A 14,080-nucleotide genomic window follows, 5' to 3' on the forward strand; every position below is an offset into this window, starting at 1 on the left:
CATGAGCAGCCTCCTCCTCCGGTCCGCGCGCATCGTGCCGCTGACCGGTCCCGCCCCCGAGGAGCCGGTCGACGTCCTCGTCGAGCGGGGCACGGTGGTCGAGATCGCCGAGCGGCTGAGCGCACCCGCCGGGGTGGCGGAGGTCGATGCCGCGGGCCGTTGGCTGATGCCGGGGCTGTGGGACGCCCACACGCACCTGGCGCAGTGGACGCTGGCCTCGCGACGGCTGGATCTGAGCGAGACCGGCAGCCGCGCCGAGGTGCTCGCGATGGTGCGGGCCGCGATGGTGCCCGGCGTGGCGCTGATCGGTTGGGGCCAGCGGTCGGCGCAGTGGGAGGAGCCGCCCACCGTCGCCGCCCTCGACGAGGTCACCGGGGACACGCCCGTGGTGATGATCAACGCCGACTTCCACCACGGCTGGTGCAACAGCGCGGCGCTCGCCGTGCTCGGCGTCCCCCCGCGCACCGAGGAGCAGGTGGTCAGCGAGGCGGAGTGGTTCGCGGTCTCCCCGCTGCTGGAGCGGCTCGACCCGGGTGGCACCTCGGCGCCGGCGTACCGCGCGATGCTGGAGCGTACGGCGGCGCTGGGCGTGGTCGGGATGGTCGACTTCGAGTTCGACAACGCACCCCACCGCTGGATCGAACGCTGGAGCCAGGGGTGTGATCTGCTGCGGATCCGGCGGGCGGTGTACGCCGGCGGGCTCGACGGCGTCCTCGCCGCCGGATGGCGGACCGGTGACCCGCTCGTGCCCGGCGAGGACCGATTGCGGATGGGGCCGCTGAAGATCATCAGCGACGGATCGCTGGGCACCCGCACCGCCTGGTGCTGCGCGCCGTACGCCGATGACCCGAGCAACCACGGTGCCGCCAATCAGAGCCCTGCCGAGCTGCGGGAACTGTTGCGACGGGCGCACGCCGGCGGCCTCCAGGTGGCGACGCACGCGATCGGGGACCGCGCGGCGGCCGAGGCGCTGGCGGCGTACGCCGACACCGGAGCCGGCGGGTCGATCGAGCATGCCCAGTTGATCTGCCGGGAGAGCGTGGCGGAGATGGCCCGGCTCGGTCTGACCGCGAGCGTGCAGCCCGCGCACCTGCTCGACGACCGCGACGTGACCGACCAGGTGTGGCCGGGCCGCGGAGAACGGTCCTTCGCCTTCCGCTGGATGATGGCGGCCGGGGTGCGGCTCGCGCTGGGCTCGGACGCGCCGGTGGCGCCGCTCGACCCGTGGCTCGCGATCGCGACCGCCGTTCACCGCAGTGGCGACGACCGGGTTCCCTGGCACCCCGAGCAGGCGCTGACCGTGCGGGAGGCCCTCGCCGCCTCCGTGGACGGACGACCCACCGTTGCCGTGGGCTCGCTGGCCGACTTCGCACTGCTCGACTACGACCCGCTGATCGCGCCGCCGGAGGTGCTGCGCGCGATGCCGGTCGCCCTGACCACGGTGGCCGGTGAGGTCGTGCACTCCCGGCTCTGAGACCCGGTTGTGTCCGGTCGGTGCGGTCACTACGGTGCGTTCATCACTGAACGATCGCTCAGGAGCGCCCGATGATGCTGACCGACGAGCACGAGGACTTCCGCCGTACCGTGCGGAGCTTCGTGGAGAACGAGATCAACCCCTACGCCGACGAGTGGGAGGCCGCCGGGCGGGTCCCGGCGCACGACCTCTACGCGAAGATGGGCAAGCTGGGGCTGCTGGGCCTGCAGTTCGACCCGAAATGGGGCGGCTCCGGGGCGGGTCAGCTGTTCGCGGCGGTGATGTGCGAGGAACTCGGCCGGTGCGCCGCCCGCGGAGTGGTGATGGGGATCAACCTGCAGACCCACATGGCCACTCCGTCGCTGGCACGTTTCGGCAGCGACGACCTGCGGGAGCGGTACCTGCGGCCCACCCTGGCCGGCGAGCTGATCGGCGCGATCGGCGTCAGCGAGCCCGATGCCGGTTCCGACGTCGCCGGGCTGCGCACCCGAGCGGTGCGCGACGGGGACGACTGGGTGATCAGCGGCAGCAAGCTCTACATCACCCACGGCACCCAGGCGGACTGGATCTGCTTGCTCGTCCGCACCTCCGAGGAGGGCGGGCACCGCGGCATCTCCCAGATCATCGTCGACACGGACACCCCCGGCTTCTCGGTCTCCCGCACCCTGGACAAGCTGGGCAACCGCAGCTCGGACACCGCGGAACTGGTCTTCGATCAGGTCCGGGTCCCCGTCTCCCACACCATCGGCGAGATCGGCCGGGGGTTCTACCAGCAGATGCAGCAGTTCCAGCCGGAGCGGATGAGCGCGGCGTACGGCGTCGTCGGATCGACCGAGTACGCGCTGGAGCGCACCGTGGCCTACCTCAAGCAGCGGGAGGTCTTCGGCAAGCCGCTGATGGACAACCAGTACCTCCAGTTCCGGCTGGCCGAGCTGTGGGCGGAGGTCGATCTGCTGCGCAGCCACAACTACCGGTGCGCCGAACTCCTCGACGCCGGTGAGGACATCAGCCGCTACGCCAGCGTCGCCAAGCTCAAGGCAGGCCGGCTCGGTCGCGAGGTCGCCGACACCTGTCTCCAGTTCCACGGCGGCATGGGCTACATGGAGGAGAACTGGACCTCCCGCTACTACCGCGACACCCGGCTCAGCTCGATCGCCGGCGGCGCCGACGAGGTCATGCTCCAGGTGCTCAGCAAGATGCACGGCATGGCGGGCTGACCCTCCGCCCCCTCCTGCCCCCGGTGGGCGGGAGGGGGCGGGTCCTCAGAAGGCGTGCGCCATCAGATCGGCGAACAGATCCTGCGGATCCACGGCCAGCCCGCGGGCCTCGAACCACCGACACACGTTGGTGCAGTCGCGCAGCAGAAGGTCGGGTCCGGTCGGGTGCCCGACCAGGTCGATCATCTGTGGCAGATCGATGATCACCAGTCGGTCGTCGGCGGCCAGCAGGTTGTACGCCGACAGGTCGCCGTGCACCCAGCCCGCCTGGGTCATCGTGTGCATGGCCTCCCTGAGCTGTTCGAAGTACGAGGCGAGCAGCCCTGGGGAGGGCCGGGTCTGCGCCAACCGCGGTGCCGTCTCCGGCCCGTCCGCACCTTCGACGCGGATCCACTCCATCAGGATCTCGGTGCCCTCCACCTGCACCGGATAGGGCACCGGCAGGCCGAGCTGCCGGCACCGTACGAGCGCGTCCCACTCGGCGGTGGCCCACTCGGCGGTGGCCACCACGCGGCCCCAGGTCGACTTGCGGTCCAGGGCGCGCTGGTCGCGGGACCGCTTGGTGCCGCGGCCCTCGGTGTAGGTCGCCGAACGGTGAAAGGTGCGGTGTTCGGCGCTGCGGTAGCGCTTGGCCACCAGGATGCACTGCTGGCCGGGGTCGTGCGGGTCCGCGCGCTCGAGCAGGAAGGCGTCGGCCTCCTTACCGGTCTTGAGGACGCCGAGCTCGGTGTCGATCGCGCCCTGGGAGGTGACCACCCAGGCGGGCCGGGGTTCTGGGCCCCGGCACAGCGGCTCCACGTCGTACCAGGTGGTCCAGCGACGGCCGGGCCCCAGGGCGTCGGGATCCTCGGGCGCGGAGACCCCGAGGACGGCGTCGGTGGAAGCGGGGTCCTCGCGGGGGAGGACGTCGTCATACGGGACGTAGTCGAAGACGAAGGCCGGGTCGATGCCGGCGAGGCGGTCAGGTGAGGACTGTTCCTCGAGAGATGTCACGGGTGCTCCGGTGTCGAGAGGTCAGATGGTCGGCGGTCGGGCCGACGACAGTCGTGTACATGTCACTGCTCCTCTCGACGGGGCGCCCCACCAGACGGGCGCTCATGCCCACGACCCTCCCCCATCCCCCCGCCCCTCGCAACCGACTTTCCCCGGGGTGGTGGGAGGTTGAGTTGGGCCTTGTGGTGCGTTGAATGGGTAGTTCCGGACCGTTCAATGGGGAGTTCCGGACGTCCGACTGAACCGTCCGGGGGGACCGACTGAACCGTCCGGGAGGACCGACTCGACCGTCCGGGGCGACCTATTCGTCTGGGGGACCTATTCGACCGTCCGGGAGGACCGACTCGACGGGTCAGCCGAGGGCCACGGTCAGGGCGAGGACGGTGGCGGGGTCGTCCAGGTCGTCGCCGTACAGCTCGCGCAGTTGGTTCATCCGGTAGCGCACGGTCTGGGGGTGGACGAACAGGTGCGCGGCGATCTCGTCGCGGCGACCGTGGTGGAGGAGCCAGGCGCGCAGGGTCTCGGTGAGCTTCTCGGCGGTGCCGGCACGGGTGCCGGCCAGCGGGGCCAGGACGGCGGCGCGAAGGTCGGCGCGCGCCTCGGGGTCGGCGCTGAGGATGAGGTTCACGAGGTGTCGCTCGGTGTCTCCGTCGTACCCGGACTCCTGCGCGCGGCGGGCCCGGACGTAGGAGGCCTTCGCCTCCCGCCAGGGGCGGGACGGGCCGACCACGGCGCTGCGGCCCGAGACGGTGCGGAGGAGGACGGCGCGGCCGGCGTCGTGCAGGTCGGGCACCAGCAGGAGGGCGATGCCGGCGAGGTCGGGCACCTCGGGCAGTTCGATCGTCGCGGAGGGCAGCGAGGGGATCACCGCGCCGACCTGGGCGACCGGCAGGAGTACGGCGGTGAGTGTGCTCGGGGGCTCCCAACCGGCCCGCTCGGCGGTGTCGTCGACGACGGTCGCCGCTGCTCCGGAGAGCAGTTGGCCGGCGAGCATCTCGAGGTAGCGCTGGCGGACGCGCCCGGCGGAGTCGCGCTCGTCGGCGTGACCGGCGGCCGAGGCGTCGGAGAGCTCGTCGATGTAGGCGAAGACGAGTTCGGCGAAGTCGGCCAACCCCTCCGAGCTCAGTCCGGTCCGGAGGGCGATCGCGGACAACAGCCGCCAGGCCGTGCGCGCCCCGATCCGGTAGGCGGCCAGCAGCGCCTCCGGGGTGCGGCCGTTGCGGGCCTCGCCACGGCCGAGTTGGTAGGCGCCGTCGAGAGCGGGTGCGCGGGGGGTGCGGGGGTCGTTCTCGCGAGGGGCGATGACCAGGAAGCCGTCCAGTGCGATCCGGACCGCCATCTTGATGGTCTCGCCCATCGGGCCGGACAGAGCGTCCTGATAGCTGGGTACGCCGGCGATGATCGCGGCCACCACGTCGTCGGCGACGGTGGGCAGTTCGGCGCGCATGGCCTCCACCACCTCGCGTGGCAGACGGCCCTGGCTGGTGAGCTGGCGGGTGGGACGGAATCTGGCCACCTGGTCTCCTTCGAACTGCGCGGGCGGGAGGAAGTTCGGCACTGGCCTCACCGCGGACGATCGTCGTTTTATCCCCTGCGCACAAATGTGACCTGGATATTCACGTCGGTCGGACAGGAGTTTACGCCTGGCGTCTAGCAGTCTGGAGTACATGACGAGCACTGCCATGTCCCGGCCCGCGCGAGGCGGATCCGGGGCCTCCTTCCGGTCCGGTCTGCGGCAACGGTTGACCCGTGTCGCCGAGGCCGCCGTGACCCCGCTGGAGCTCGCGGACGTGCTCGACCACTTCCACCCGCTCCGCCGGGACTCCGCCGACCTGCGGGCCCGGATCGTCAGCGTGCACCCGGAGACCCGGGACGCGGCCACCATCGTGCTCCAGCCGGGCAAGGACTGGGCCGGCCACGTGCCGGGGCAGTACATCCGGATCGGCATCGACGTCGACGGCGTCCGGCACTGGCGTGCCTACTCCCTGACCCACGGTCCGCGGCCGGACGGCCGGATCTCGATCACCGTCAAGGCCGTGCCCGACGGCATCGTCAGCAACCATCTCGTGCACGGTGCCCGCCCCGGCACCCTGGTCCACCTGGAGCAGGCGGCCGGCGAGTTCGTGCTCCCCAGCGGCATCGAGCAGGGCCCCGGCAAGCTGCTCTTCGTCACCGCCGGCTCGGGCATCACCCCGGTGATCGGGATGCTCCGCAACCTGTTCCCGGTGACCGACTCCGGCGTGCTGGACCTGCCCCGCAGCCACGACCTCGACATCACCGTCGTCCACGTGGCGCCGAGCGAGCCGGTCTCGATCTTCATCCACGACCTGCGCGCCCTCCACGACGCGGGCGCCATCCGGCTGGTCGCCCACCACACCGACAAGGCCGGCCGGTTCGCGGTCGACACCCTGGGCGAGGTCATCCCCGACCTGGCCGAGCGGACGACGTACGCCTGCGGACCCACGGGGCTGCTCGACGAGGTGCGCACCCACCACGAGGGGCTGGGGCTGCCGCTGCACGTGGAACAGTTCCGCGTCGACACGATCGTCGCCGGTGAGGGGGGCACCGTGGGCTTCACCGCCGCCGGACCGACCGTCGACGCCCCCGGCGACCGGCCGATCCTGGACGTCGCCGAGGAAGCCGGCGTCCTCATGCCCAGCGGCTGCCGGATGGGCATCTGCATGGGCTGCGTGCTGCCGATGACCGAGGGTGCCGTGCGCGACCTGCGCAACGGCGAGCTCACCGTCGCGGTGCCCGGGGAGACCCACCCCGACGGCGTTCCCATCCAGACCTGCATCAGTGCAGCCGCCGGCGACTGCACCCTGAGTCACTGAACCGACCGAGCTAGCGAGGACATCTCATGACCGTGATCACCAAGAAGCCCGAGTCGCCCACCAGCCACCTCAGCGAGGAGGACATCGAGCAGCTGGGGATCGAGCTCGACGCCATTCGCCAAGACATCATCGACTCCCGTGGGGAGAACGACGCGGCGTACATCCGCAAGGTCGTCGACGTCCAGCGCAAGCTCGAGCTCGGCAGCCGAGCGGTGCTGCTGGTCAGCATCTTCCCGCCGGCGTGGATCCTCGGCACCGCCGGCCTCACGATCGCCAAGATCATCGAGAACATGGAGATCGGCCACAACGTCATGCACGGCCAGTGGGACTGGATGCGTGACCCGAAGATCCACTCGACCACATGGGAGTGGGACAACGCGTCGACCGCCGAGGGCTGGAAGCACAGCCACAACGAGGTGCACCACACCTACACGAACATCGTCGGCAAGGACAACGACCTCGGCTACGGCATCATGCGGGTCGACGAGGACCAGACCTGGGTGCCGTCCTACCTCATCCAGCCGGCGCTCAACTTCCTCAACATGTTGGTCTTCGAGTACGGCATCGCCGCCTACGACCTCGAGCTCGGCAAGAACCTGCGCATCCCCAAGGAGCGCCGTCCCGCCTCCTTCGCCCAGAACGCCAAGAACACGCTGCGCAAGATCCGCAAGCAGGCGACCAAGGACTACGTCGTCCACCCGCTCCTGTCCGGCCCGTCGTTCCTGCACACCGCGGCGGCCAACCTGACCGCCAACGTGCTGCGCAACGTCTGGACCCACTCGGTGATCATGTGCGGGCACTTCCCGGAGGGCGTCGAGACCTACGAGAAGGCCGCGATCCCGGAGAAGGAGACCCGCGGGGAGTGGTACCTGCGCCAGATGCTGGGCTCGGCCAACATCTCCGGCTCGAAGGCCATGCACTTCATGACCGGAAACCTCTCCCACCAGATCGAGCACCACCTCTTCCCCGACCTGCCCTCGAACCGGTACGCCGAGATCGCCCCGAAGGTGAAGGCGCTCTTCGACAAGTACGACCTCAATTACCACGACGCCCCGCTGCCGCAGCAGGTCTTCTCCGCCTGGCACAAGATCGTCCGGCTCTCGCTGCCCAACGGCTGGATGGAGTCCACCAACGTGAAGAACCTGCCCAAGCAGCTCGGCGCCCTCGCCAAGCTCACCCGGGCCGACCTGCGCACCCGTCGCCGGATGCTCAAGGAGATCGAGGCTGCCGGCGCCGCGGCGAGCTGAGCGCGTCACCTGAACGTTTCGCCGGTTGACCGGTGAAAGGTGCGCTTCCCGGCCGAAAATTCGGCCAGGAAGCGCACCTTTTGCCTGGGTGGTCTGCCTATCTGGTCTGCCCACTGTGTGCGACCTGACGGGTACGCCGGTCGCGGCGGTCGCGGCTGGGACTCACCCGGCCCCGCGCCGGCCGGAGGAGGCGGCGATCACCACAGCAGCCACCAGGGCCGCTGCTTGGTCTCCGGGTAGACCGCGTCGACCTCGACCTCGACCAGCCAGCCGTCGACGGGCAGGTTCTCGATCTCCAGGGCGAAGCGAGAGGGTCGCGCGGGGTTGACCACCATCGGCTTCACGGTGGCGCTGCCCAGGGTCACGTCCATGGTCTTGCCGGTGTCCAGGTTGGTGTTGGCGAAGAACTGTCGGTAGGCCCGGTTCCAGCCGGCGAAGTCCATCTTCTCCTCGCCCTTGGGGTTCTGGAGGAACACCCGCATGGACACGACGTCGTCGTAGGAGAGACCGGCCTTCTTCAGGTTCTCCCCGATCCGCATCAGGGCGTTGATGCCCTGCGCCTCGGTGAGGGTGACACCGGCCGGCAGCGCGCCTCCGGGGAAGACGTCGGTGGGGATGTAACGCTCCTCGGCGGTCGCTCCCGTCGTGTTCATCGCGGACGGGCCGAGCCCGGACGACTTGTACCAGGCCACGTCGTCTCCGAACGCCACCCCGTCGGCGATGCTGGCGGTCCCGCCGGTGATGAACGAGTGGGCCTGGTTCGCCTTCGGCTGGAACAGGTGGTTGTTCGCCATGGCTGTGCCCGGCACCGACAGGGCGGCGGTCGCGACGACAGCGGTGACGATCTTGGCTCGAGTTCTCATTTTTCTCCATGCCTCCGGCGGCGAAGGGACACCACTGCGGTGTCCGGGTCGATGCGGACGGCGGCCCGTCCGGGTCGAGAACGTAGGCACGGTTCGTCACGGGCGTGTGACGGAACGATGTCGCCCGTGGGTCGGCTTGGCCGAACCGTCGGCGCGACCTGTTGGCGCCTCCCGGCTGGACGGGCGGCGGAGCGTGCCCGGCCCGAGCGACGAGTTGATGAAACCGAAACAGAGCCGAATCACGGCGGTCACCACTGCTACCTACGTTCCTCGTCGGGCGCTGACCTAAGCCGCCGGTGAGGACCGGATTCGGGCTATTCGTCAGGCCGTTCGATGAGAGGACTTCCATGGTCAACGAAGAAGCAGTGTCCAGCGTCTCCCGGCGAAAGGTGCTCCAGGCCGTCGGTGCCAGCACGAGCGCCGGCGTCATGTTCGCCGCGATGGGATCGGTCGGACTCGCCCCGACCGCGTCCGCGCAGCCGGGCCGGGAGAGCTGGAACCCCCCTGGGCGCAGCGACTTCAATCTCAGTGGCCGCAGCGCCAAGAAGGTCGTCGTCGTGGGGGGTGGACCGGCCGGCCTGGCCACGGCGTACGAGTTGCGCAAGGCCGGCTACCGGGTGACGGTGCTGGAGGCTCGCCACCGGGTGGGCGGTCGTACCCTCACCATCCGGGGAGGCGACTCCGAGACCGACGTGGACGGGGTCAAGCAGACCGCCCGCTTCGACCGGGGCATCTACATGAACGCCGGCGCCGGCCGGATCGCGCAGTGGATGGTCACGATGGACTACCTGCGTGAACTGGGCGTGCCGTACGAGGTCTTCACCAACGCCAACGCGGACGCGTACCTGTACAACGAGAAGTCCGGGGCGACCCCGGGCAACCCGATCCGCTACCGCACGGCGAAGGCCGACGTCTTCGGCTACACCTCCGAACTGCTGAACTACGCCACCGACCAGGGGGCACTCGACGCCAAGCTCACGGCCGAGGACAAGGAGAACCTGCGCGGATTCCTGAAGTCCTTCGGTGCGCTGCAGGCCGACGGAAGCTACACCGGCGGCGACAATCGTGGCTTCTCCACCTACCCCCGTGCGTGGAACGAGCACGGCACCCACCTGCCCGGGCCCGGGTCGGCGTCCGAGGTGCTGGCGAGCAAGGTGGGCCTGTACTTCTCCTTCGAGAACAACTGGGAACAGGCCATGCTGATGTTCCAGCCGGTGGGGGGCATGGACACCACCTACCAGTACCTCGTGAACGCGATCGGCAAGCAGAACGTGCTGCTGGAGTCGCCCGTCACGGGAGTCCAGAACACCCCCAACGGCGTGAAGGTGACCTACCAGCCCAAGTACGGCCGGGCCAAGATGATCGAGGCGGACTTCGCGGTCGTCGCCGCACCCGCCGGGCTGATGCGCAAGTGGGACACCAACTGGGGCACCGAGATCGACTCCGCCCTGGGTGAGTTCGCGATCGGGGCCCCCGCGGGCAAGATCGGGCTCCAGTACAAGTCCCGCTGGTGGGAGGACGACCACCGCATCTTCGGCGGCATCACCGAGACGGACATGGACTTGGCGCACATCTGGCACCCCTCCTACGGGTACGGCGCGCGCAAGGGCCTGATGGTCGGCTACTACAACACCGGCACGAATGCCCGCACCTACGCCGACCTGTCGCCGCGGCAGCGCGAGGCCCGCGCCGTCGCCCAGGGCGAGAAGATCTTCGGCTCCCGGTACCGCACCGAACTGGAGACCTCCTTCTCCATCGCCTGGCACAAGGTGCCCCACATCGAGGGCGCGTGGGCCTACCCGAACCCCGAGTCCGCCGGCTTCAAGAAGCTCCAGACCGGCATCGGCAACACCTACTTCGCCGGCGACTGGATGTCGGAGGTCTCCGCCTGGCAGCACGGTGCCTTCTGGTCGGCCCGGTACGCCGTCCAGGCGCTTCACGCGCGCGTCATGAAGTAGCGCCGGGCGGGGGCGGACGTTTCCCCGGTTCACCGGTGAAAGGTGCACTTCCCGGCCGAAGATCGGCCAGGAAGTGCACCTTTTGCCTGGGTGGTGTGTCTGGTGGGAACGGAGTGACGGGTACGCCGGGGGTTGGCCAGGCCAAGCGGCACGAAGCCCGCCCGCGTCGCCGGGCCAGATCGAGCGGCCCCAGCCGCCAGGCCGCCCACGCCGCGCACGCCGATCCGAGGAGCGGTTCTCAGCCCAGTTGGCGGTGGACGAAGTCGAGCAGGTCGACGAGGACGTCCTCGCGGTTGGTCTCGTTGAAGATCTCGTGCCGGGCCCCGGGGTAGCTCTTCGACTCCGCACCCGCGCCGGCGTAGGTCGCCCACCCGGCGGCGCTGCCGTCGTAGGGGACCAGCGGGTCCTCCTCGCCGTGCAGCCACAGCACGGGGCACGTGTCGACCCGGCCGGCGGAGTCGATGGTCTCCAGCATGGCCGCCATCCCTGCCACGGTCGGTCGCTTGAACGAGCCGTGCCAGACCAGCGGGTCGGCCACGTAGGCGGCTCCGACCGCGGGATCGCGTGACAACGTGGCGGGGTCGATCGGCGCGTCCGGGATCTCCTCCGCCTCCAGCAGGGCACTGGCCGCGGCCCACTTGCCGAGGACGGGGCCGGAGAGCACCACGGCCGCCAGTCCCGAGCCGAACCGCTGGGCGTAGCGGGCAGCGATCATGCCGCCCATCGAGTGGCCGACGAGGACCACCGGGAGCCCGGGGTCGGCGGCGCGGGCGTGCTCCTCGAGCAGTCGGAAGTCGTCGACGACGGGTTCGAAGTCTGGGATCAGGACGCGTTCACCGGCCGACTCGCCGTGGCCCGCGTGGTCGACCGCGTGCACCACCGCCCCGTCGGCCACCAGGCGGTCGGCGACCCAGTCGTAGCGGGCGAGGTGTTCGCCGTACCCGTGGCAGAGCAGGACGACGTACGACGGGTCGGTCCCGCGCCAGGTGCGGGTGTGCAGGGACCCGGCGTGACCGGCGAGGGTGAAGTCGGTGTGTGTGGTCATGGGCAACCCTTCCTGTGACGTGTGCGGCGAGGGTATCGGCGCGGTTCGGGCGAGCGGCCGCTCCTGCGGGGGTGTCCGACCGTGCCCTCGCCGTGCCGTCGGCATCGGGAAGGCCCGGGGCCGGGAGGTGGGCTCGCCCCTCCGTCAGGCCGTCGTCGTGCCACGGATGGCCGGATCGGGGAAAGGCCTCGCGGCGCGCAGCAGGCGGGAATGCCCTAGGGGTCCGCGTGCTCGCTGCGGCGAGGGCCCCGGTGCAGTGCGATGAAGTCGGTGAGGCCGGAGCGGACCAGGATCGCCCGGATCGGGCGGCTGGCCAGGGGGAGCACCTCTTCCACGCCGACGAAGTCCACCCCGACGACCTCGGCGGTGGCTCCGCGCCAGGTGACCTCGCCGCCACCGGACTGAAGGTTGCGCAACCAGTCGGTACGCCGCCCCCAGGGCAGCCCGATGATCAGGTCGGTGCCGCGGGTGGCAACCAGCGCGAGGGGCGTCGAGTAGGCCCTTCCGGACCTCCTGCCGCGGTGCTCGAGCCGCACCCAGCGCGGGGCATACCAGCGTCCGGAGAACCTCACCGCCACCAGGTTGAACCGTCGTGCGGCCGGTGGGGGGCGTCGCCGCGGCTCGTCCGCCATCTCCCGACCCTTGCCCGAGCACCGCCCGGCGTCAAGTGGGTCGGGGTCAGGTCCGACAGGCTCCGCGACTCAGTTCAGCGCCGACGAGACCACGGCGCGGGCCTCCTCCTGGACCTCGGCCAGGTGGTCCGGGCCGCGGAAGGACTCGGCGTAGATCTTGTAGACGTCCTCGGTGCCCGAGGGGCGGGCCGCGAACCACGCCGACTCTGTGGTGACCTTCAAGCCGCCAATCGCGGCACCGTTGCCGGGCGCCTCGGTCAGTTTCGCGGTGATCTTCTCGCCGGCCAGCGTGGTGGCGGAGACATCGGTCGGGGTCAGGGCGCCGAGTCGGGCCTTCTGCTCGCGCGTGGCGGGCGCATCGATCCGGGCGTACGCGGGGGCCGCGCCGCCGGGGGAGAGGCGGGCCACCAGGTCGGCGTACCGCTCGCTCGGGGTCTGCCCGGTGGCGGCGAGGATCTCGGCGGCCAGCAGGGCGAGGATGATCCCGTCCTTGTCGGTGGTCCACACCGACCCGTCGCGGCGCAGGAACGACGCTCCGGCCGACTCCTCGCCGCCGAACCCGACCGAGCCGTCGAGCAGGCCGGACACGAACCACTTGAACCCGACCGGCACCTCCACCAGCGGCTTGCCCAGCGATGCGGCGACCCGGTCGATCATCGAACTGGACACCAGCGTCTTGCCGATCCGGGCATCGGCCGGCCAGTCGGGGCGTGCCCCGCCGAAGAGATGGTCGATGGCGACGGCGAGGTAGTGGTTGGGGTTCATCAGCCCGTCCGCGGTCACGATGCCGTGCCGGTCCGAGTCGGCGTCGTTGCCGGTGGCCAGGTCGTAGGGGGCCCGCTCGCCGCGCATCCGCTCGACCAAGGAGGCCATCGCGAACGGAGAGGAACAGTCCATCCGGATCTTGGCGTCCCAATCCAGGGTCATGAACCGCCAGGTGGGGTCGATCAGCGGATTGACCACGGTGAGGTCGAGGCGGTGGCGCTCGGCGATCTCGCCCCAGTACGCCGCCGAAGCACCGCCCAGTGGGTCGGCCCCGATCCGCACGCCGGCGGCCCGGACCGCGTCAAGATCGACCACCTGGGGCAGGTCGTCGACGTAGCTGCCCAGGAAGTCGTAGCCGGTCGCCTGCGAGCGGGCCCGCGCGAACGGCACCCGCTTGACCCCGTCCAGGCCTGCGCGGATGAGCTCGTTCGCGCGGGCGGCGATCACCTTGGTCGCCGCCGAATCGGCCGGCCCGCCGTGCGGCGGGTTGTACTTGAACCCGCCGTCGGCCGGCGGGTTGTGCGACGGGGTCACCACGATGCCGTCGGCGCCGCCGCGGCCCGAGCCGCGGTTGGCCCGCAGGATCGCGTGCGACACCGCCGGCGTGGGGGTGTAGCCGTCGCGGTCGTCCACGAGCACGGTCACGTCGTTGGCCGCCAGGACCTCCAGGGCGGTGGTCCAGGCCGGCGCGGACAGGGCGTGGGTGTCGCGACCGAGGAACAGCGGGCCGTCGTACCCCTGCTCTCGGCGGTAGTCGCAGATCGCCTGCGTGGTCGCCAGGATGTGGGTCTCGTTGAACGCGGTGGCGAAGGCGGACCCGCGGTGTCCGGAGGTGCCGAAGGCGACCTGCTGGTCGGCCACGTCCGGATCCGGCACGAGACTGAAGTACGCCGTCACCAGGGCCGGTACGTCGATCAGGTCGTCGGGGGTGGCGGGGGTGCCTGCACGCGGATCTGCCATGGCCCCATCATGCCCATCAAGTGCCGCCCGGTCCTCCGGGTGGGGCTGCCTGGGGCCCGCCCCCGCCCGCTCTCGCCCGCTCTTGCCGGGCG

11 protein-coding genes are annotated in these 14,080 nt (G+C 70.6%); 5 read left to right on the forward strand and 6 right to left on the reverse strand.

Annotation, left to right across the window (positions count from 1 at the left end):
- Window position 1: 1 nt before the first annotated feature.
- Both G515_RS0108545 and G515_RS0108550 read left to right on the forward strand, forming a co-directional pair.
- A complete protein-coding gene (locus tag G515_RS0108545; RefSeq protein ID WP_028659814.1) occupies window positions 2–1,474 on the forward strand; it encodes an amidohydrolase in 1,473 nt (490 codons plus the stop codon).
- A gap of 71 nt (window positions 1,475–1,545) precedes the next feature.
- The gene (locus G515_RS0108550) at window positions 1,546–2,691 is read left to right on the forward strand and encodes an acyl-CoA dehydrogenase family protein (protein ID WP_028659815.1); all 1,146 of its coding nucleotides are present in this window, start codon (window positions 1,546–1,548) and stop codon (window positions 2,689–2,691) included.
- Between the two features lie 45 nt (window positions 2,692–2,736).
- Here G515_RS0108550 and G515_RS0108555 read toward each other — a convergent pair whose 3' ends face one another.
- Both G515_RS0108555 and G515_RS0108560 read right to left on the reverse strand, forming a co-directional pair.
- A complete protein-coding gene (locus tag G515_RS0108555; protein ID WP_051218039.1) occupies window positions 2,737–3,684 on the reverse strand; it encodes a serine protein kinase RIO in 948 nt (315 codons plus the stop codon).
- A 352-nt stretch (window positions 3,685–4,036) separates the two neighbouring features.
- Window positions 4,037–5,200 carry a PucR family transcriptional regulator gene (locus G515_RS0108560; RefSeq protein ID WP_051218064.1) on the reverse strand — a complete coding sequence of 388 codons (1,164 nt, stop codon included), beginning with the start codon at window positions 5,198–5,200 and terminating at the stop codon, window positions 4,037–4,039.
- 151 nt (window positions 5,201–5,351) lie between these two features.
- Here G515_RS0108560 and G515_RS0108565 point away from each other — a divergent pair, with 151 nt between their 5' ends.
- Window positions 5,352–6,518, forward strand: coding sequence for a ferredoxin reductase (locus tag G515_RS0108565; RefSeq protein ID WP_028659818.1), 1,167 nt, complete (start codon window positions 5,352–5,354; stop codon window positions 6,516–6,518).
- A 26-nt stretch (window positions 6,519–6,544) separates the two neighbouring features.
- On the forward strand, window positions 6,545–7,765 hold the full coding sequence (locus tag G515_RS0108570; protein ID WP_028659819.1) for a fatty acid desaturase family protein: 1,221 nt from the start codon (window positions 6,545–6,547) through the stop codon (window positions 7,763–7,765).
- A 197-nt stretch (window positions 7,766–7,962) separates the two neighbouring features.
- Here the strand turns inward: G515_RS0108570 and G515_RS0108575 are convergent, their stop codons facing one another.
- Entirely contained in the window at window positions 7,963–8,628 is a 666-nt protein-coding gene (locus G515_RS0108575; RefSeq protein WP_028659820.1) for a Rid family hydrolase, read from the reverse strand.
- Window positions 8,629–8,975: 347 nt separating this feature from the next.
- On the opposite strand from G515_RS0108575, the gene G515_RS0108580 reads away from it, so the two are divergent.
- The gene (locus G515_RS0108580; RefSeq protein ID WP_028659821.1) at window positions 8,976–10,586 is read left to right on the forward strand and encodes a flavin monoamine oxidase family protein; all 1,611 of its coding nucleotides are present in this window, start codon (window positions 8,976–8,978) and stop codon (window positions 10,584–10,586) included.
- A 238-nt stretch (window positions 10,587–10,824) separates the two neighbouring features.
- On the opposite strand, the gene G515_RS0108585 is transcribed toward G515_RS0108580, so the two are convergent.
- The 3 genes from G515_RS0108585 to pgm all read right to left on the reverse strand — a co-directional run bounded on the left by G515_RS0108585 (window position 10,825) and on the right by pgm (window position 13,988).
- A complete protein-coding gene (locus G515_RS0108585; RefSeq protein WP_028659822.1) occupies window positions 10,825–11,631 on the reverse strand; it encodes an alpha/beta hydrolase in 807 nt (268 codons plus the stop codon).
- 215 nt (window positions 11,632–11,846) lie between these two features.
- Window positions 11,847–12,263, reverse strand: a complete 417-nt coding sequence (locus G515_RS20320) for a PNPOx family protein (RefSeq protein WP_051218040.1) — start codon at window positions 12,261–12,263, stop codon at window positions 11,847–11,849.
- 69 nt (window positions 12,264–12,332) lie between these two features.
- The gene (pgm, locus tag G515_RS0108595; protein ID WP_028659823.1) at window positions 12,333–13,988 is read right to left on the reverse strand and encodes a phosphoglucomutase (alpha-D-glucose-1,6-bisphosphate-dependent); all 1,656 of its coding nucleotides are present in this window, start codon (window positions 13,986–13,988) and stop codon (window positions 12,333–12,335) included.
- Window positions 13,989–14,080 lie beyond the last annotated feature (92 nt).

Source organism: Nocardioides insulae DSM 17944 (genome assembly GCF_000422825.1).
GTDB classification, from domain to species: domain Bacteria; phylum Actinomycetota; class Actinomycetes; order Propionibacteriales; family Nocardioidaceae; genus Nocardioides; species Nocardioides insulae.

Bases quoted from the DNA above. Each gene is read 5' to 3' on its own strand.
- G515_RS0108565 (WP_028659818.1), top strand. From the start codon at position 5,352: ATGACGAGCACTGCCATGTCCCGGCCCGCGCGAGGCGGATCCGGGGCC.
- G515_RS0108575 (WP_028659820.1), bottom strand. From the start codon at position 8,628: ATGAGAACTCGAGCCAAGATCGTCACCGCTGTCGTCGCGACCGCCGCC.
- pgm (WP_028659823.1), bottom strand. From the start codon at position 13,988: ATGGCAGATCCGCGTGCAGGCACCCCCGCCACCCCCGACGACCTGATC.
- G515_RS0108580 (WP_028659821.1), top strand. From the start codon at position 8,976: ATGGTCAACGAAGAAGCAGTGTCCAGCGTCTCCCGGCGAAAGGTGCTC.
- G515_RS20320 (WP_051218040.1), bottom strand. From the start codon at position 12,263: ATGGCGGACGAGCCGCGGCGACGCCCCCCACCGGCCGCACGACGGTTC.
- G515_RS0108550 (WP_028659815.1), top strand. From the start codon at position 1,546: ATGATGCTGACCGACGAGCACGAGGACTTCCGCCGTACCGTGCGGAGC.
- G515_RS0108545 (WP_028659814.1), top strand. From the start codon at position 2: ATGAGCAGCCTCCTCCTCCGGTCCGCGCGCATCGTGCCGCTGACCGGT.
- G515_RS0108570 (WP_028659819.1), top strand. From the start codon at position 6,545: ATGACCGTGATCACCAAGAAGCCCGAGTCGCCCACCAGCCACCTCAGC.
- G515_RS0108585 (WP_028659822.1), bottom strand. From the start codon at position 11,631: ATGACCACACACACCGACTTCACCCTCGCCGGTCACGCCGGGTCCCTG.